Annotated in this window: 9 protein-coding genes; 5 read left to right on the top strand and 4 right to left on the bottom strand. The window is 54.5% G+C overall.

Features of this window, described 5'->3' with window-relative positions; all coding sequences use genetic code 11:
* Positions 1 to 288: 288 nt before the first annotated feature.
* The gene (locus NQ519_RS05275) at positions 289 to 1560 is read left to right on the top strand and encodes a site-specific integrase (protein ID WP_019152208.1); all 1272 of its coding nucleotides are present in this window, start codon (positions 289 to 291) and stop codon (positions 1558 to 1560) included.
* 230 nt (positions 1561 to 1790) lie between these two features.
* Here the strand turns inward: NQ519_RS05275 and NQ519_RS05270 are convergent, their stop codons facing one another.
* From NQ519_RS05270 to NQ519_RS05255, 4 genes are all read right to left on the bottom strand, one after another.
* Complete coding sequence (locus tag NQ519_RS05270; protein WP_019152209.1) at positions 1791 to 2309, bottom strand: DUF3408 domain-containing protein; 519 nt, start codon at positions 2307 to 2309, stop codon at positions 1791 to 1793.
* A 536-nt stretch (positions 2310 to 2845) separates the two neighbouring features.
* Complete coding sequence (locus tag NQ519_RS05265; protein ID WP_026076809.1) at positions 2846 to 4567, bottom strand: DUF4091 domain-containing protein; 1722 nt, start codon at positions 4565 to 4567, stop codon at positions 2846 to 2848.
* Positions 4568 to 4587: 20 nt separating this feature from the next.
* Positions 4588 to 6525: a beta-L-arabinofuranosidase domain-containing protein gene (locus tag NQ519_RS05260; RefSeq protein WP_019152212.1), complete on the bottom strand. Its 1938-nt coding sequence runs from the start codon at positions 6523 to 6525 to the stop codon at positions 4588 to 4590.
* A 12-nt stretch (positions 6526 to 6537) separates the two neighbouring features.
* A complete protein-coding gene (locus tag NQ519_RS05255; RefSeq protein ID WP_014775051.1) occupies positions 6538 to 8772 on the bottom strand; it encodes a glycoside hydrolase family 3 protein in 2235 nt (744 codons plus the stop codon).
* Positions 8773 to 9215: 443 nt separating this feature from the next.
* On the opposite strand from NQ519_RS05255, the gene NQ519_RS05250 reads away from it, so the two are divergent.
* From NQ519_RS05250 to NQ519_RS05235, 4 genes are all read left to right on the top strand, one after another.
* Positions 9216 to 13223, top strand: coding sequence for a hybrid sensor histidine kinase/response regulator transcription factor (locus NQ519_RS05250; RefSeq protein WP_227901011.1), 4008 nt, complete (start codon positions 9216 to 9218; stop codon positions 13221 to 13223).
* 131 nt (positions 13224 to 13354) lie between these two features.
* Positions 13355 to 15208 (top strand): beta-N-acetylhexosaminidase, encoded by a 1854-nt coding sequence (locus tag NQ519_RS05245; RefSeq protein WP_026076812.1) that lies wholly within the window; start codon positions 13355 to 13357, stop codon positions 15206 to 15208.
* A gap of 10 nt (positions 15209 to 15218) precedes the next feature.
* Positions 15219 to 17549 carry a beta-glucosidase family protein gene (locus tag NQ519_RS05240; protein ID WP_019152215.1) on the top strand — a complete coding sequence of 777 codons (2331 nt, stop codon included), beginning with the start codon at positions 15219 to 15221 and terminating at the stop codon, positions 17547 to 17549.
* Positions 17550 to 17583: 34 nt separating this feature from the next.
* The gene (locus NQ519_RS05235; protein WP_019152216.1) at positions 17584 to 19872 is read left to right on the top strand and encodes a glycoside hydrolase family 3 protein; all 2289 of its coding nucleotides are present in this window, start codon (positions 17584 to 17586) and stop codon (positions 19870 to 19872) included.
* Positions 19873 to 19882 lie beyond the last annotated feature (10 nt).

The raw sequence follows: 19882 nt of genomic DNA, 5'->3' as shown, positions 1-19882 counted from the left end.
GAACGGGACGAATGGAATGTACCGAAGTACTACCCATTCGTTTCCCGAGAGGAGAAAATGGGTGTAAATATTAAATATTCAGCGATTTAATCTTTGCACAGGGTTTCTTCTTCGAGGGATTCCAAGCATAATAAGGTAATTCCAGACGAGGTTACGGTTTCCAGATCGTTACCTCGTCTGTTTTGCTGTATTTTGCATAAAATATTCGTTTGCAATTTCTTGCATCGCGCTTCATCTTGACAGACAACTCTGAGGAAATTAGTTTTAACCCCCAAATTTCATCGGAGTATGCGCAGTACATTCAAGGTTCTGTTCTACCTTAAAAAGGACAAACACAAAGTTCAGCCGGTTGTTCCCGTCATGGGCCGTATTACCGTCAACGGTACGATCGCCCAGTTCAGCGCCAAACTTAGCGTTCCTCCCCATCTGTGGGAGGTGAAGGGCGGTCGCGCCAAAGGCAAAAGCCTCGAAGCCGACCGTATCAACCGCTATCTGGATAATATTCGTATCCAGATCGGAAAGCATTACCAGTCTATCTGCGACCGTGACGGATATGTTTCCGCCGATAAGGTGAAGAACGCCTATCTGGGTTTCAGTAAAAGGTATAAACTGTTACTGGAGTTATGCGATGAATTCTGCAAAGAGTACAAGAACCGTATAGATGTGGACCGTACCATCCACTCCTTATTTCGTTATCAAACGCTACGACGCGATTTGAGTCTTTTCATCTGTCAGGACTATAAAGTCAAGGATATACCCCTTGTGGAACTGGATCAGTCTTTTGCGGAGAAGTTTGCCGCCTATCTGAAACATGTCAAGGGCCTTGCCAACACGACGATCAGCGTTGAGATCAAATCACTGAAGCATATCGTCAAGAAAGCGTTTAACGACGGGCAAATGGAGAAGAATCCGTTTGCCTATTACTACTACTTTGCCGACCAGCCGGAAATTGAATATCTCACCGAAGAAGAAATCAATAAACTAATTATCGGCAAAGTCAAGCAGCAGCGTCAGGATCGGACACGGGATCTGTTTCTGTTCTGCTGTTTTACGGGCCTATCCTATGCCGATCTGGCCAAACTGAGTTATGAGGAGTTGAAACAGACTTCGGACGGAGCATGGTGGATTAGCAGTATCCGTCAGAAGACGAAAGTACCGTTTACGGTAAAACTACTTCCGGTTGCGAAAGCTATTCTTGAAAAGTACCGAATAGAGGAGAATAGGTATAATCCGCTGTTTCCCGAGAATCCGGGAAAGGTCTTTCCGGTAGCTTCATTGAAATCCTCGGATGCCTGCCTGAAACATATCGCCAGACAATGCGGAATTACCAAGAATCTGAAATTCCATTGCGGGAGACATACCTTTGCAACGACGGTCTCCTTGATGAACGGCATTCCGCTGGAAACAGTGTCAAAAATGTTGGGACACAAATATACGACCACGACTCAGATTTATGCCAAGGTGACAAACCAAATGATAGATAATGCGATAAGCCGAATAGAGGACCAAATTGGCGAACGGTTCCAATGTCCGACTCTGAAAGAAGAGAGCGACGGCTAATCCGAAAGACATCGGCGATTACAAGTTTCCCGCCGATAGTCAATTAAACGCCGGAGATGGAAATACGCAAGGCCATTGCGAATCGCCCGAGGGCGAGTCTTGCGTATTTCCATCCCCGGCATTTTGCTGGTCGCTATCGTCGGAAAAGGCGACATTCTGCAGTTCGGATGCCAGTCGCTTCGCTACGTCCATATCAGAAACCCAAAGTAATCGCTTATCGCATTGTCTGTTTAAAATAGTCGTCTGTTGTTCTTCTTCTCGTGGAGATAATTCAACTCGTCGCTGTAAATTCCGATTACAAAGCGCAGCATATTGTCGACCAAAGCTGTAAGCCTTGTATTCTCATTCCCCAATAAGTGGAGGATTGCCGATACTTTGTGCTTGGTTGCCGCACTGATATAGATCGCCGAACGGTTACGGCAGTCCGCCGGGGCAAAGAACGTGCGTTCGAAATCCGGCAGCGGAATCTTTTTGCGACGGAATCCGGCCAGCTCCTTTACGTCACTCGTTTGGGTATTGGCGTCTGTCCTTTCAGCAGTCGGAGCCGATGCTCCGGATACCGTTTCCGATGTCTTTCCCTCGGGAGCGTCCGTATTTTCCGCTTCCGGTTCGGGAATCCGGCGGACGACTTTCGAATCCCAAGGGGCCTGTCCGGCGATCATCTGACGCATCAATTCTTCGTCGACTTCGATACGGGGACGCTTCGATGGTTTTGTTGCGAGGTTGTCGGTTTCTTTTAATGAATCCATGGTACAATGTTTTTAAGATTGAACGTTCGCTTTATGCTTGTAAAGCGTGTGTGTCTGGTTTTATGGTTTAAACCATTCAAAATACCATTTTCTGCTTCACGCAGTTTATATCGGAATAATGAACGGAACAAGAAAACCTACCTTTCATGATGCAGGATACCACCGACTGAAATACCTCGGTTTTGATGTCCGGCCACGACCGCTCCAGTCCGCACCTAGAGCTTGTTTTGGCGCCCGAACGATTGTAATATTGCATCGGGAAATGACCCGGCCACGGAAGCCGTAGCGGAGGATTTTCGAAACTTCGGTCAGAGATTCTCCGCCGCGGAGTTTTGTTATCGCCAGATAACAGCAAGCTGTACCTTTGTATGCCGAAAAGTTTTTCGGCATACGAAAGGCGCTCGCTCTGCGAGGCCGGGCGTTCTCCCCAGTCGAACGCCTTTTTAACCGATGTCATGAATACCGACCGAAAACTGACAAACGGGATTATTTTATCTGCTGAACTGAATCAGAGATTGACTGCTTGAATATTCCGATTAATGCATGTCTTCCAAAAAATCCAATATTTCCCGGCGAATCTGCCGGAATCTGGACACTGACGTGTCGTACCGGTCGAAATCGAATATGATCGCATTGACGAAAGCCTGTGCACGGATCGAATCCCGGGCCTCAACCATTTTCAGCAGGTCGTAGTCACGGATGCCGTCACGCATGGCTGCCAGCCGAATCGACGGGTAGAGCTTACGGTAACCGGGGTAGACGATATGCGAGTCGCCGCCGGGCCAGTCATTGGCGGGGGCGGAAACGTCTCCGAAAGGATCGCCGTTCGCTCCCCATGCGTTGAAGCCCCAGTGAAGGTATCCCGGAGAGTCGTATTTGTAGTTTATCCAATGCAGCAGGCGTGTCTTGATGAGCGGCAGTGTTACGTAACGGTTTGCGAAATTCCCCCGGGGATACATGCAGGTGTAGAACCAGCAACTATGTCCGGCTGGCATTGTTCGATAGATTTCCCATACGAATTCGTCGAGTTGTGGCACGAGGATGTCGATCAGCGCCGGGTCGTAGGACGAAGAACGGTAAGCTTCGATGATTCGGATGTCGGGGGCAGCCTGTTTTACCTGGCGGGCCAATCCTTCCCAGGAGGTCTTATTTTCGTTGAGCGGTTCGTCGGCAATGTGTTGTGTGTAGATGTCGAGCCAACTGCGGCCGCTTCCGTCATCGATCATTCTGGAACGCAAATGCTCCTGCAGAGCCGGAAAATACGCTGCGATGTATCGTTGCACGCGCGGGTCGTCATGGGGCAGACGTTGATAAACATAGGAGCCCTTGCCGTCGGGGACCGGTACGTTGGCCCAGAAAGGATCGGTCCACCCGTTGCGGGACCGCTTGGCGAAATGGTTGGCCTCGATCAGCCGTACGTCGGCGTGTCGGAGCAGGAATTCGATCGTTTTGTCCATCCGTGAGAAATCGAACGTCAGCCCTTTGCCGTCGGCTGTCGGAACCGGCGTTCCCGTTTCGTAGAGCAACCAGACGTTCTGACCATAGGCCGAGGCGGTTTCGACGAGCTGCCGCATACATTCCCAATAGGCCGGTGAATCGTCCTCCACGGATTCGTTGTCGTTCATAAAAGAGAATTTATCGGGGAAATACCAGTTGGTAACCAATAACGACTGCTTGGGAAGCGTGACCGGATAAACTTGTATGGTGAATTGTCGGTCGGCAACGATCCGTTTTCCGTTCTTTAGCCCGGAAATGCGTACCGATCCTTCGTAAAGCCCCGCTTCGGCATCGGCCGGAATCGGAATGTCCAACCAGAGCAAAGCTGTCCCGCCTGCAGCGATAGATACGGTGGTGTCGGTCAGAATGGGATCGGGATATTCTCCGGACGGTGATTGCAGGGCATCGGGGGCCGCCGGCACGTAAGCGTGGGAAGCCTGTACGTTCCGGACCCAGCCCAGAACGGCTTTGTCGAGCGAAGCTCCCTGCTCTGTTTTAAGACTCCGAAGGACAGGAGTCATTGCCGCGACGGAGTCGTCAGCGGAGATAACGAATTGCAGAACGGCGTTCTCGCCGCGGGCCACGCGGACGGTATCGTCCCCGGCAGGAGGGCAAACGATTCCGGGAAGAACATTGGTCAAAGGATCGATGACGCGGATCGTGAGTCCGCTTTCACTACAGGCTACCGGTAGCAGCAGGAGTGCAGGGCAAAGAGTCCGGATCGTCCGGTTGACGAGAAGTCGGAGCGGGGAAATGTTCATTTCGGGTTCGGTTTGAATTCTTAATTGCATTGCGGGAAAACAGTAAGCCGGAGTTCCGTGCATCCGTAGGGAATCAGTTCGAGGTATTCGATACGGTCGGATACGGCGCGGGCTATCCCTTCGGCCGGAAGGCGCGGCGTGTAGCGTCCTTTTTCCAATTCCCAGTCGATCGGTTTGACGGGAACCGAGATTTTCACGGGCGTATGTTCCGGATCGAACGGATAGCTTCCTGCGGCTGCGGGTTTTGTCCGAATGACCTTCAGGGGTATGACCGGATCGGAGCAAAGGGCATAGTTCCAGGGTCCGGCAGGCTCGATGCTCCAGCATTCGAATTCGGGGTTGCCGGGAACTTTGCCGTTCATATTCGCATAGACCGTCCGGTCGGCTGTTTTCCGCTGGGGAACAGGATAGGAGAAGAGCAGAGGTCCGCGCTGCACGTAGATTCCCTGTCCGGGAACGGTGTTCATGACGGGTTGCATGCCGAGACACAACCGAATCCGGTCGCCGTTCTTGAATTTGCGCCGGAGAGTCACGAACGTGCCGGCGGGACATGCGTCTCGCCACAGTTTGCCGTTGACATATATTTTGGCATCCCTGCACCATGCGGGAATGCGCAGCAGAAACGGGATATCCGTCCTCTCTTTCAGGCCGAAGGAGAACTCGATCTCCCCGTCGAACGGATAGGAGGTCCGCTGTGCGATGTGGCACTGTCGGCCGTTCGGCAGGTCGAACGTTGCAGCCGAAGGTCCGTAGAGCGCAGCGGCAATAGAGCCGTCTTTCCCGCGTAGCCACATATGTGCGACGTAATTGGGCATGAAACGGTGAACGTTTCCGGCGCAGCACTCCGTTTCATGCGTCGGCCGGAAAGCCATCCAGGTCGAACCGTGGAAGAATTCGTTGTGATTTGAACGCCCCGTTGCGATTACCTGATTGACGGACGAGAAATACTGCAACGATCGGAAATCCTTGGTAACGGCTCCTAGTCCGGCATTGAAGACCGCTTTTTCTATTTTGTCAGCCCACCGGACTTCGCCCGTGGTCAGGAGAAATTGCTCCAGCGTCCAGGTGTAGTCGGAAATGTCGCAGGTTTCGTGACTGTTGATGACGTTCCCGTTTCCGACGAGCGCTTCCGCACTGGCCGGAACGCCGTCGGGGAGCATGTGGTCGCGGGTGAGCTTGCGTTCGGCGTTGAGTGCAAGGTCCAGGTAATATCGTTTGCCCGTATAGGCATAGAGCAGCATCGGGAGTTTCAGTTCTTCCATGCAGGTGACGCCATGCATGACGAACCGTTCGTCGCCGGCCGCGACTGCGGGCGTCAGGTCCCCGAATTTTCCGCCATTGTAGGCTCTCTCGCAAATATCCAGCAACTTCGCATTGCCGGTTTTGCCGTAAGTCCACAACATTCCCTCGATGCTGACGATGTTGCGCCATTTCTCGACCTGCTCCTGCGTAAAGTTCATGTAGTGCCTTTCCAAGGCTGCGGGGATCGCCGGATCGCCCGTGCGCTCGTAATAGGCTTGCAGCACCCGGAAGTAGACACACATGGGCCACATCGACTCAATCGCTTTGTTGCCCAAAACACCTGTGGACGATGCGTTGGCCAGCGTGTAGCGAATCCCCTCCTCGGCTTTGGCGATCATCTCCCGATCACCGAGCAGGTAACCCAGGCGGAGCAGACCGTCGGTGTAATAGGCTGTCTGCTCGTAGCGCCACCAGTCGCTTCCGTAGGTTTCGGTGTTACGTCCGATCTCACCCGCCCAAAGGCAGGAGTCGTACGGATAGGACATCGCCTCGGGATGTCCCGTAAGTCCCGTTTGTTGGCGGTGGAGGAATTCCTCGATCCAGCCCTGCGGCTCTATGCAGCCGATCATGCCGCCCTGAAACTGGGCATAAGGGGCCTGGGCGTTCGTCGCGGTACCGACGAGGCAAAGTGCAATAATTGAAAACAGCTTCTTCATGCGATTTCTTGACTATTTGTATTTTTCGACTCTTGCATCCCGGATGACACCTTTCCAGTCGAGCCCGAAAGCGAAATCATATGTATTTCCTTCCGAGTCCGTATAACAAACCATATCTCTCGGAACGTCTTCATGCTGCTGTTCCACGGTTTTCATGTCTGCGGGCAATTGCATCGGCAGAAGTGCCGACGGTTCCCGCCGGCCGGAGATAATATCCAGCACGGCCTGACGCTGTACCCCGAAAGCAAGCAGTATGGCATCGGCCGAAGGTTCGAATTCGGCCGGAACGAACGGTCTGGTCGTGGAAACGACAGCCACGACGGGCTTGTCTCCCATCTGCCGTTTCGTTCCGAGTACCCGTTTCAACTCTTCCCGGTTGGAACTCCGGACGGTTTTCCCGCGGTAACTCCGGTCGATGGACGGTTCTTTCGGGTCCCCGCCGGCAATACTCTCGGGGCGTGCGTGGCGGGCCGTGTAGTCGCCGTATTGCAGGCTGATCGGGACATAACCGTTGCCGCCCTTTTCCCGATCGGCCGCATCGTATCCGCAGCCTCCGTCGGGTTCGTCGATAAAAACGATCGCGAAGTCGGCATTTTCGGGGCTTTCTGCCAATTCGTAATATTGTTTGACCAAAGAGGTGTCTACAGGTAGGCGGGATTGTCCGCATTCGGGCAGATATACGCTCCGGCGGGTCGATGCGGGCAGGGTTCCCGCCCGGTTTTTCAGCAGGACGACCGACCGGAGCTGCGCTTCGTAACCGGCTTGCATAAATTCCGGATTCCCGACCGTCGCTTCCGTCCGGTCCGGGTCTACATAGGGATTTTCGAACAGACCGGTCCGAAAAATATTGAGCAGCAACCTTATGGCGGAACGTTCGAACCGCTCCCGGGCAGATTTTTCGCCGAATTCGGCGGTCCACATTCGGTAGGCTTCCAGCACGGGACCTTTGTCGTTGTTGCCGCCGAACTGGTCTACTCCGGCTTTGAGCGCTTCGTAATGCCGCTGCGGGATGCTCAATGCCTCCACTCCCCAGCATTTGCCGTCAGCCTCCTCGATGCTGGAATAGTCGTGCGTGATGCCCCAATCCGTGCAGACGACGCCGTTGTATCCGTATCTGTTCCGCAGCAGATCGGTGACGATATATTTGCTAAAACCGTTGCCGACCTTTTTTCCCGAGGGGTCCACCCCGTGGGAAACCGTATAATAGGGCATGACGGCTGCGGCCTTTCGTGTCTTGCCGTTGAGGCGGAAAGCTCCTTCCACAAAGGGCCGGATGTGTTGCTCGAAATTTCCGCCGGGGTAAACAGTGTATTTCCCGAAGCTGAAATGGGCATCCCGTCCGCCTTCTTCCGGGCCGCCGCCCGGCCAATGTTTGACCATGGCATTGACGCTTTCATACCCCCAGCCGTCCGCAATCTCGGCAGCTCCGACGGAGGTCTGGAATCCGTCGATATAGGCCCGCGCCATATCGGTGTCCAGATCGGGGTCTTCGCCGAAGGTACCGTAGAACCGGTTCCACCGGGGTTCGGTCGCCAGATCGATCTGCGGCGACAGCGCTGTGGCGATACCCAAGGCGCGGTATTCGGCGGATGCGATCCGTCCGAACTTTTCGACCAGTTCGGGGTCGAACGTAGCGGCCAGCCCGAGCGGACTGGGCCACAACGAAATCTTTCCTCCTGACCCTGCGTTGTATTCGGCCCAGGCTCGGGTTTCATTCCGGGGATCGGAACTGATATTGACCGGAATGCCTTGTCCGAGGCCTTCGACGAAGGCCTGCATGTTGTTGTTCCATTCGGCTGCAATGCGGGGACTTTCAACCCGGACGACGAGCACGGCCCGGAGATTGTCGTCCCGGAGGAACTTCCGCTGTTTGTCCGAAACAGCCGAGTGGGGAAGTCCGCTTTCCCGGAGCGAGGTCCCGTTGTAGGTCGAGGACCAGTAACCTACCGAATCCGTCGGGACGGCCTGATGGGAACTGTATAACATCAATCCGGCAATCTCTTCGACGGAGAGTCGCTTTGCAAGGTCTTCCGCCCGTTCTTCCGGGGTGTACCGCCAATCTTCGTAGCAGTCGAGAATCCCGTTTCGGTTCAGGTCTTTGAAAGCGTATCCGTCGGAATATAAGATACGGACGCCGGATCCGGGGAAATAGCCCAGAGTCTGTCCTCCGTCTTGCCGAATCAGACAGTAGGTGTCATGCGGCTCGACCGTCCATTTTCGGCCGCAGGCACAGAGTATCGGCAACATAAACGCCAAAGATACTATTCGACGTACAAGATCTGTTTTTGTTGTCATATCGTTATCAGGGTCGGTTCGTTCTTTAGGGGACTTGGGAAAGCAGTTACAAAAGAATGAATTTTTATCGGCCGCGGGGTTGAATATTTTCCGGAAAGATTCTTTCCCGTATACGGATACCTTATTGAAATAAAGGCGAAATTGCAGTTGTCCGGACGTTTTGAGCCGTATTGCGCCGTTCTCTTTCGGCCAAATGATCGTACAATTCGGCGGGATGCAGTTGTGTTTCCCGAAAAAAATGTATACTTTAGTTTCCGAAAATACCCGTTATGCATCGTCGCTTTCTTATATCCCGTTTTTTCATAGTCTGCATCGGATTTGTCCTTTCCGAGATACAGATCGTTGCTGCCGAGTCTTTTCCTCAGGTGCGTTTCACCCCGTTACCTTCCGACATTTTGCCGTCGAACGAAGTGCGCAAACTTTATCAGGATTCCGATGGATATATCTGGATTCCAACTTATAACGGATTGGCCCGCTACGATGGATACGGAGCCATCACCTACGGTATGCGTGATGTTTCGAACGGGTTGTTCAACACGTTCGTCAATGTCGTTGCCGAGGACCACGACAAGAACCTGTGGATCGGAACCGAGCACGGCCTTTTTCGGCTCGACAAGGTTTCGGGAAACATCGTGGCCGACGAATATCCAGAGTTGGCGGATTGCAACATCGCAGTCATTCTGTGCGATACGGGCAACGGCATCTGGATCGGCGGCGACAAGGGCCTTTTCCGCAAAAATGCGCTCGACCGTAATTTTCATCCCGTCCCGATCTCCAATTCGGCGGGTCGTCCCGTCAAGGCGGTCACCTCCATCATCAAGGATGACAAACTGAACCTGTGGATCGCCGCTTTCGATCAGGGTTTGTTGCGTTATGATATCCGTGAGGATCGCGCCTATGCTTGCGACGATGCCGTGCTGCGTAAAGCACATGTTTTGGCACGTGATGTCGCGGGTAATATCTGGGTGGGTACGTGGGGCGCCGGAGTGGTGCGGCTGGTTAATCCTCTGGCCCCGGGACCGACCCGTTACGTGCATTATAAACACGTGCCGGGCAGAACGCACTCGCTGCTCGACGATATTATTTACGATATTGAGGAAAATCCCGAGCAGAATACCATCTGGATCGGTGGTCGCAGCGGGTTGAGCATCCTCCACGACATCGACAATCCCGATTCGTTCCAGAATTTCTTTCCCGGCGACAACGTGGGAGACCTGCCCTATAACGAGGTGAATTCGATCCTTCGAACCCGTGACGGACTGATGTGGATCGGTTTGTTGGGTGGCGGCGTCTGCAAGGTCCAGACCAGCGGAACCAAATTCGAGTCCGATCGGCTGGAACCGATCAGAACCCGTTACAACACGAGTTCTGTTCGAAGTATGTATTACGCCGGAAACGGCGACTTCTGGTTCGGGCTGCTTGATTTCGGCCTTATAAAATACAACATTCGAAGCGGTAAAATCGTCGATTACCACGAGCATCCCGATTTGAAGTCGCTTCCTTACACTTCGACCGTCAATACGATCATCCGCCGCTCGACTACCGGGGAACTGTATTTCGGAACGCAAAACGCCGGTATTTGGGTGTATAACGAAACGCAGCACAAGGTTCGGCAGATCAATCATTTCAACCAGCCGAACTTTCTGGACGACTGCGTGATTGCTCTGTGTGAGGATACGCACGGCAATCTGTGGATAGGCTCCCGGTTAGGTATTTACGTCGAATCGACAGACGGGCGTTTCCACACCGCTGCTGAATGGCTCGGATACGCTACGCCATTCGATCAGACTTATGTGTTCGACATCTGTTGCGACAAAGCAGGCGATGTTTGGATCGCTTCCAACGGTCAGGGCATTCTGCATATCCGTACGGCAGACGGAACCTGGAGGCAGTATACACGCGACAACGGCATGATTTCCGATCATGTCTATTGCCTGCAGGCCGACGATACGGGGTGTATCTGGGCCGGAACTTTTGCGGACGGACTTGCGGTCCGTATTCCTTCGGAAGGGAGCTTTAAGGCCGTGTCGGCTTTCCCGAATCTGGAAAACAAAGGTATCGGCAATATTGCCCGGGATGAAAACGGCCGGATGTGGATTACCACGAATAATTCGGTCTTTTCCTTTTCGCCGGACAGCCTGGGCAATCCCGAGCATATCAATACCTATATTATATCGGCCGACATGCAGTCGTTCTTCTTCAACCGAAACGCTTCGGCGCAGGTCGATTACGGACGCATTGCTTTCGGAGGATCGAATGGGCTGATGATATTCACCGGCAATCGCACGCAGCCCCACCAGACGAGACTGCCGATCGTGCTCACAGACTTCAAGGTGCACAATCGTTCGTTACGGACCATTCCCGCACGGGAACGATCGCGCATCTCTCTCCGGGATATCGATTACACGGATGCCGTGACGCTTACGCACGACCGGAACAACTTCTTCATCGAATTCTCGATGCTCTCCTATGCCAATCCGCGCGATCATATTTTTAGATACCGGCTCGACGGATTTGATAAGGAGTATGTTACGGCCGATTCGCACCACCGTTTCGCCTCATACAGCAATCTTTCACCGGGAACCTACACATTCCGTCTGCAGGCTGCCGGGGAAAACGGCGTGTGGAGCAGCAACGAGCGGACGCTCACAGTGCGGATACTCCCCGCCCCGTGGCTTTCGTGGTGGGCCTGGACGATCTATTCCGTGCTGCTGCTGGTGCTCGCCTATGGGGTCGTGCGGTTCCTGCGCTACCGGCTCCGGCTGCGTCAGGAGGTGCAGATTTCGAAGTTGGAGCGACAAAAAACCGAAGAACTGAATCATGCCAAATTGCAGTTTTTCACCAACGTCACTCACGAACTGATGACTCCGCTGACGATTATTCTTACTTCGCTCCAGAACCTGAACAACGGCACAGGGGACAATCAGACTCTTTACGGTGTCATGTCGGCCAATGCGACGCGGCTGATGCGACTGATTCAGCAGATACTCGAATTCCGGAAAGTCGAGAGCGGGAATCTGAAAATCCGTGTTTCGCATGGCGATGTCGTCGGATTCGTTCGCCGGTGTGTGGAAGCTTTTGCCCCGCTTGTGGCCCGAAAGCAGCTCAAGGTCTATTTCCGTGCTTCGTCGGAACAGGTCGACGGCTGGTTCGATCCCGACAAACTCGATAAGATCGTCTACAACCTGCTGTCCAATGCGGCAAAATACACGCCCGACAAGGGTGAAATTATCATCCGGATCGAAACCGGAGACGACTGTTCGGTCTGCATTTCGGTCGCCAACAGCGGCGAACTGATGACCCAGCAGACTATCGACGGACTTTTTCGCCGGTTTTACGACGGCAATTACCGGAAACACCATACGATTGGAACCGGTATCGGTCTGTCGTTGGTCAAGGATCTCACCGACCTCCACCGAGGTTCAATCCGGGTGTCGAGCGACGAGCAGGACGGCAACTGTTTCCGAATCACGCTACCCATAGGTCGAGATGCTTATACCGAAGAGGAGATCGACGATGATACCGGAGACGATGCCGCGGAAAAAATTTACGAAGGGGCCGGAGAATTCGTTCCGGTGCAGCCCGATGCGGCGATGACCGATACCCCCTCCCGCACACGCACTGACCATACGCTGTTGGTCGTCGATGACAACGAAGAACTGCTCTTGTTGATCTCCAATCTTTTGGCGCCCTATTTCCGAATTGAAACGGCATCCGACGGAGAAGAAGCGCTTCGTATATTGTCCCGACAGCCGGTCGATCTGGTCGTTTCGGATATCATGATGCCCGGCATGGACGGTATCGAATTGTGCCGACGGATCAAGCAGACCTTCGAATACTGTCATATTCCGGTTATCCTGCTTACGGCCAAAAATGCCGACGAAAGCCGGATTGAAGGGTACAATTCGGGGGCGGACGGCTATGTCACCAAGCCCTTCAACCTGCAGTTGCTCTACGCTCAGATTGTCAATCAACTCCGAAAATTGGAGATTCGGGGCCTGCATTTCCGCAACCAGCCGGTTTTTGAGGTGGAGAAACTGGAGTATACTTCGATGGACGAAAAGTTCATGCGTCAGGCTATGGCGTGCGTCAATGCGCATATCGACGATTGCGAATTTGCACAGGCCGATTTTACCCGTGAAATGAATATGTCGCGTACGATTCTTACCGAAAAACTCAAATCGCTCACCGGGTTGACTCCGGCTGCATTCATCATTGACGTGCGACTGCGTGCTGCCTATCATTTGCTCGAAGAGCAGAAGAAGATGCGTATTGCCGATCTGGCCTATGCTTCCGGATTCAACGACCCGAAATATTTCAGTACGTGCTTCAGAAAGAAATTCGGATTCTCTCCCAAGGAATTTATCGACAGACTGAACGAAAAAGGCGATAAAATCGCTTGATTGTCCGCAGAAGCGGGCCTACAACCGTTTTTCGGTAAAAATTCGACCTGCATGATCCATGTCAGGAGTATTTTCGTACCCGGTAGATTTTGTCCCGGCAGAGTGGATGGAATCGGCTCAATCCATAGGATATGATTATGAAACTCATTTTTGCAATCTCCATTGTCGCTCTTTCGTTCTTCGGCACTGCCTGCCGGAGATCTGTCGGCGAAATGATTCTGGTGCCGATGCCGCAGGAGGCAACCTTTACGGGAGGTTACTTTGAAACGGACAGCGCCCGATTCGTGGAGCGTGCAGGCGATGGGTACGTTGCCTGCCGAATCGATCCTTCGGCTCCGGAGATTCGTCCGGAGGGTTACCGGCTGAAAGTGACTCGCCGGGGCATTGACCTTACGGCCCTGGATTCCGCGGGACTGTTCTACGGCCGGCAGACGCTGTGCCTGTTGGCGACCGCACAGGGGATTCCCTGCGTGGAAATCATCGATAATCCCTGTTTCGGTTATCGGGGTATTCATCTCGATGTTTCGCGGCACTTTTTCCCCGTTGAAACGATATTCCGGCTCCTCGATGAAATGGCACGGTACAAGCTTAACAAATTTCATTTCCACCTGGCGGATAACGGCGGCTGGCGCATCAGGATCGACGCTTATCCGCTGCTGACCCGGCTGGGAGCATTCCGTACGGAGTCCGACTGGCTCGAATGGTGGAGTTACGGCGACAGGCATTATGTACCCGAGGACACCCCGGGGGCCTATGGCGGTTACTATACGAAAGAGGAAATTCGCAGAATCGTTGCCTATGCTGCCGAACGCTTCATCGAGGTGATTCCGGAAATTGAGTTCCCGGGGCACTCCGACGAGGTTTTCGCAGCTTATCCGGAGCTCTGCTGCTCGGGCCGGGCCTATACTTCCGGCGAGTTTTGCGTCGGCAATCCGCTGTCGTTGAAATTTATGGACGAGGTCCTGACCGAGGTTCTGGAGTTGTTCCCCTCGAAATACATCCATATCGGCGGCGACGAGGCCGACCGGACAGCTTGGAAGAGCTGTCCCAGATGCCGGCATCTGGCCAGGGAGTTGGGCGGAGTGGACCAGGTGCAATGCTATCTGGTCGAACACGCCGAAAAGTTTCTGGCGGAACACGGACGCACGATGATCGGATGGGATGAAATCCTGAAGAACAACCTGCGATCCACCTCTACGGTAATTTCCTACAGGGGGCAGCGAGGAGGCATCGAGGCGGCCAACCGCGGTTACGATGTGGTCATGTCGCCGGGCGAGATCCTCTATTTCGACTGGTATCAAGCCGATCCTCATACACAGCCGCGCGCGATGGGCGGTTTCTCGCCGATTCGGAAGATGTACGGTTTTCATCCCGTCCCCGATACCCCTGCAAAGGCGGCCGACAATGAATCGATAATTCGCGGTGAATTCGTTTCGCCGGATTCGGTCGAATATATCTATGACGGCGGCAAAGAGCACGTCATCGGGGTACAGGGTTGCACATGGACCGAGTTTATAGAAACGGAAAAACATTTGGAATACATGATTTTCCCGCGTTTGCTGGCAGTTTCCGAACTTGCCTGGACTCCCCGGGAGCGACGTGAGTGGAATGATTTCCGTCGTCGTATCAATGTTCATGTATCGTTGCTGCATGCGCGGGGAATCAATGCTTTTCCATTGAGCGACGACGTTGTGATTACGGCTCAGATGCTTTCCGAAGGCAAAAAGGCCCGGGTGACGCTCGACACGGAGAAATATCCCGCCGAAGTACGCTATACTTTGGACGGTACGGCCCCGGTTCCCGGATCAGACCTTTACGACGGGCCTTTTGTCGTGAAAGCGGGGACAACCGTCCGGGCGGCGCTCTTTGTCGCAGGCAGGATGGAGGGGACCATGACGGAACTCTATGTCGATGCCCGCCGCAATGTCGATAATTACTATACTTATCTGAATACTCCCGAGGTATACGCCTCGACAGACCGTTAATTGATACTTTATGAAAAAACTACTGATCGCACTGTTTTTGTTTCCCGTGACGCTGGTCGTGGCGGTTCCGTCTGCAAAGCCCCGGTTGGGCGAGGCTCCGGTCCGGAAGATCGTTGCGGCTATGAGCCTTGAGGAGAAGGCCGGCCTGCTGGTGGGAACCTCAATGGAGGGTTACGCTGGCGAGGGCGCTGTAACGGGCCGCACGTTGAAAACAGTTCCCGGTTCGGCCGGAACTACCCGCTCTTTGGAATCCTACGGCATTCCGACAACGGTGATGGCCGACGGTCCTGCGGGCCTTCGTATCGATCCGGAACGTGCAGGAGATGCACGGACTTATTTCTGTACGGCTTTTCCGATCGGCACGATGCTCGCCTCGACCTGGGACGAGGCGGCTATTGAACGCTGTGGCGCAGCGATGGGTAACGAGGTGCTCGAATATGGCTGCGACGTGATTCTCGGTCCGGGTATGAACATCCACCGCCATCCGCTCTGCGGCCGCAATTTCGAATATTATTCCGAGGACCCGTTGCTGAGCGGCAAATGCGGCGCGGCGATGGTGCGGGGCATTCAGTCGCAAGGCGTAGGGACTTCGGTCAAGCACTTTGCGGCCAACAACCAAGAGTCGATGCGCTTACAGAATGACGCCCGGGTGTCGCAACGTGCGTTGCGTGAGATTTATCTGCGAGGATTCGAGATCGCCGTCAAGGAGGGGCGTCCGTGGACGGTCATGTCGTCCTACAATCGTATCAACGGACCTTATACGCAGGAGAGCCGCGAGTTGCTGACCACTGTTCTGCGCGACGAATGGGGCTACGAAGGTCTTGTCGTGTCGGACTGGATCGGAAAACGTAACACCGTGGCACAAGTACATGCCGGCAACGACCTGATGATGCCGGGAGAACCGGCTCAGGCGAGAGAGATTGTAGAAGCGGTGCGCAGCGGGAGACTCGCCGAGGCGGATGTTGACCGGTGTGTGACCCGTGTACTCGAATATATTCTGCGGACGCCCCGTTTCCGGAAACAAGCCGTGTCGGAGACTCCCGACTTGGAAGCACATGCTGCCGTATCGCGTCAGGTGGCAGCGGAAGGCATGGTTTTGCTCCGCAACGAAGGCGCTGCTTTACCACTTGCCGCAGGATGTAATCTCTCGGTGTTCGGAGTCAATGCCTATGACTGCATTGCCGGAGGTACGGGCGCCGGACACGTCAACAAAGCCTATACGGTCGATTTGGACGAAGGTTTGCGCAACGCCGGATTCCGGCTTAACACCCGTACGGCAGATCTCTATGCAAAATACATGTCTTTCGGTGAGGCACTGCTCGCGGAGCAGAACGCCCTGCGTTATTTGGGCGAAAAGTGGTTTGTCCCCGAAACGACGCTGACGCCGGAATTCATCGCTTCGCGTGCGGCGGACAGCGATGCGGCCATCGTTGCCTTAGGCCGCAATTCGGGTGAATACAACGATCGTCCTACATCGGATTTCTACCTGACGGAAGCCGAACGGGAACTGCTCGAATCGGTCTGCTCGGCGTTTCATGCCGCGGGTAAGAAGGTGGTCGTGGTGCTCAATATCGGCGGCGTGATCGAAACCATGTCGTGGAAGGAACTTCCCGACGCTATCCTGTTGGCCTGGCAGGGAGGTTTGGAAGCCGGGAATGCCATGGCTGATGTTTTGAGCGGCCACGTATCGCCTTCGGGAAGGCTGCCGATGACTTTTCCGGCGGATTATTCGGATCATCCGTCATCGAAGAATTTTCCGCTCGACTATCGGGGACGCCGCGGCGATTGGGCCGACGACGCCCCGGAACGGCACCTGCGAAACCTGGGATTCACCTGTTACGAGGAGGATATCTGGGTGGGTTACCGCTATTTCTCGACCCATGCTCCGGAGGCGGTGTCCTATCCTTTCGGCTACGGTTTGGGGTATACGACCTTCGAGTGGACGGATGCGGCCGTCAGGCGTTCCGGGACGGATTATGCGGTAACGCTCCGTGTAACCAATACAGGTTCGCGCGCCGGACGGGAGGTCGTTGAACTTTATGTTGCAGCCCCGCAGGGGGCACTGCCGAAGCCCGTGCGCGAATTGAGGGCTTTTGCCAAAAGCCGGGAATTGCAGCCCGGGGAGTCGCAGGCGCTGACCCTTCGTTTCGCGGCTGCCGATCTAGCCTCGTTCGACGAGCATATTTCGGCGTTTGTCGTCGATTCGGGGCGCTATATGGCCGAACTGGGGCGTTCTGCCGACGACATTGTCCAGCGGCTGCCTTTTGTCGCCAAAGCTTCCGAGCGCAAGGTGTATGACGTACTGAAACCGCAGGAGCCCCTGCGACGACTCAAATTCTGATGCAATGAAAATAATAGCTTGTTTGTTGATTTGTATGGGCTGCAATGCGCTGTTTGCAGCAGTGCCGCCCGCTATCCGGCCCGATGCGAAGATCGAAACCCGGATTGAAAAGATACTCGGCCGCCTGACGCTTGAAGAGAAAATCGGCCAAATGTGTCAGTTGACCGTCAGCATGGTGACCGATATGAATGATTCCGGGCATCCGTTCATCAGCGATGAGCTGCTCGATACGGTCATCGGACATTACAAAGTCGGGTCGATTCTCAACGTACCGTTCGATGAGGCGCAGTCCCGGGAGGCATGGACGCAGATTATCGGTAGGATTCAGCGTCGTTCGCTCGACTGCCTGGGGATTCCCTGCATTTACGGTGTCGATCAAATGCACGGTGCTTCCTACACCCGCGGTGCAACCTTTTTTCCGCAGGGGATCAACATGGGTGCCGCGCTGAACTGTGAACTGATGCGCCGTTCGTCGGAGATTTCGGCTTATGAAACCCGTGCCTGTGCCATTCTGTGGAATTTTGCGCCGGTGATGGATTTGGGACGCGATCCCCGATGGTCGAGGATGTGGGAGAGTTACGGAGAGGATGTTTGTGTCAATTCCCGGTTGGCGGCGGCTTCCGTGCGCGGTTTGCAGGGCGATGATCCCAATCGGATCGGGATGTATCGGGTGGCTGCTTGTTTGAAGCATTTCATGGCCTACGGCGTCCCCGTGTCGGGCAAGGACCGAACGCCTTCGTCCGTTACGCGCAACGCCCTGCGCGAAAAATATTTTGCCCCCTTTCTCGAATGTATCCGGGCCGGGGCGCTGTCGTTGATGGTCAACTCGTCCAACAACGACGGTATACCCTTTCATGCCAACCGCGAGTTGCTCACGGGGTGGTTGAAGGAAGAACTGAACTGGGACGGGGTGATCGTTACGGATTGGAATGATATTTACAATCTATATGAGCGGGATCATATCGCCGAGAGCCGCAAGGATGCGGTTCGGATCGCTATAAATGCCGGGATCGATATGGCCATGGTCCCTTTGGACCGGGATTTCTGCGTCTATCTCCGTGAACTGGTCGAGGAAGGGCTGGTTTCCGAAAGACGCATCGATGATGCCGTTCGTCGGATTTTGCGGTTGAAAATGCGCATCGGGTTGTTCGAAGAGCCGTTCCCGGACACTTCGAAGTTCGATCGTTTCGCGAGTGATGAATTCGCCGCCGTGGCTTTGCAAGCTGCCGAAGAGTCGGAGGTGCTGCTCAAAAACGACGGAGGTCTGCTACCCCTCCCGAAGTCGGCGCGCATCCTGCTCACCGGCCCCAATGCCAATTCCATGCGCTGTCTCAACGGCGGCTGGTCTTACACCTGGCAGGGTGAGCGTTGCGATGAGTTTGCAGATCGTTACAATACGATTTACGAGGCCTTGGCGCGTAAATTCGATCATGTTACCTGGATTCCAGGCGTAGAATACGGCACCCCCTCGGAGAATTGGCAGGTGGAGCGTGTGCGGGGAATCGGCGAAGCAGTCTCGGCAGCGGCCGATGCAGACGTGATTGTCGTCTGCATCGGCGAGAACTCCTATTGTGAAACTCCGGGCAACATGAATGATCTGAACCTGTCGCAAAACCAGAAAAAACTGGTCCGCGAACTGGCGTCTACGGGGAAACCCCTCGTATTGGTGTTGAACGAGGGCCGGCCGCGTCTGATCGGCGATATAGAGCCGTTGGCGCAGGCTGTCGTCGATATTCTGCTGCCCGGCAATTACGGGGGTGACGCACTGGCCAATCTGCTTGCCGGGGATGCGAACTTCAGCGCCCGGCTTCCCTTTACCTATCCGCGCTGGCCCGATGCGTTGGCCACCTATGACTACAAACCCTGTCAGAAAAGGGGTACGATGGAGGGCGAATACAACTACGATGCCGTGATGGACGTGCAATGGCCTTTCTGCCACGGATTGAGTTACACTACATTCGAATACGGAAATCTGCGGGCTAACCTTACGGAATTTCGGGCCGGAGATACGCTTTCGTTCACGGTCGATATCTCCAATACAGGCGACTGCGCGGGCAAGGAGGCCGTATTGCTCTGGTCGAGCGATTTGGTGGCAAGCCTGACGCCTGACGTGATCCGGCTGCGCAATTTCGAGAAGATCTCCCTTGAACCGGGCGAAACCCGTACGGTGACGCTTTCGATACCGGCATCCGATCTGGCGTTTGTCGGTTATGACGGTCGCTGGCGGCTCGAAAAGGGCGATTTCCGGATCCGTATGGGTACGGAGACCCTGTTCGTCCGATGCGTGGAAACCCGGGTGTGGGACACCCCTAACATTCCCTGAAACCGTTCTA

This window comes from Alistipes senegalensis JC50, from assembly GCF_025145645.1.
Classification (GTDB): Bacteria; Bacteroidota; Bacteroidia; order Bacteroidales; family Rikenellaceae; genus Alistipes; species Alistipes senegalensis.
Note: the sequence above shows the minus strand (reverse complement) of the source record. Positions and strands in the feature narration are given on the sequence as shown.

Coding starts and splice junctions, on each gene's coding strand:
- NQ519_RS05275 (WP_019152208.1), top strand. CDS start 289: ATGCGCAGTACATTCAAGGTTCTGTTCTACCTTAAAAAGGACAAACAC.
- NQ519_RS05245 (WP_026076812.1), top strand. CDS start 13,355: ATGATTATGAAACTCATTTTTGCAATCTCCATTGTCGCTCTTTCGTTC.
- NQ519_RS05255 (WP_014775051.1), bottom strand. CDS start 8,772: ATGTTGCCGATACTCTGTGCCTGCGGCCGAAAATGGACGGTCGAGCCG.
- NQ519_RS05260 (WP_019152212.1), bottom strand. CDS start 6,525: ATGAAGAAGCTGTTTTCAATTATTGCACTTTGCCTCGTCGGTACCGCG.
- NQ519_RS05270 (WP_019152209.1), bottom strand. CDS start 2,309: ATGGATTCATTAAAAGAAACCGACAACCTCGCAACAAAACCATCGAAG.
- NQ519_RS05240 (WP_019152215.1), top strand. CDS start 15,219: ATGAAAAAACTACTGATCGCACTGTTTTTGTTTCCCGTGACGCTGGTC.
- NQ519_RS05235 (WP_019152216.1), top strand. CDS start 17,584: ATGGGCTGCAATGCGCTGTTTGCAGCAGTGCCGCCCGCTATCCGGCCC.
- NQ519_RS05265 (WP_026076809.1), bottom strand. CDS start 4,567: ATGAACATTTCCCCGCTCCGACTTCTCGTCAACCGGACGATCCGGACT.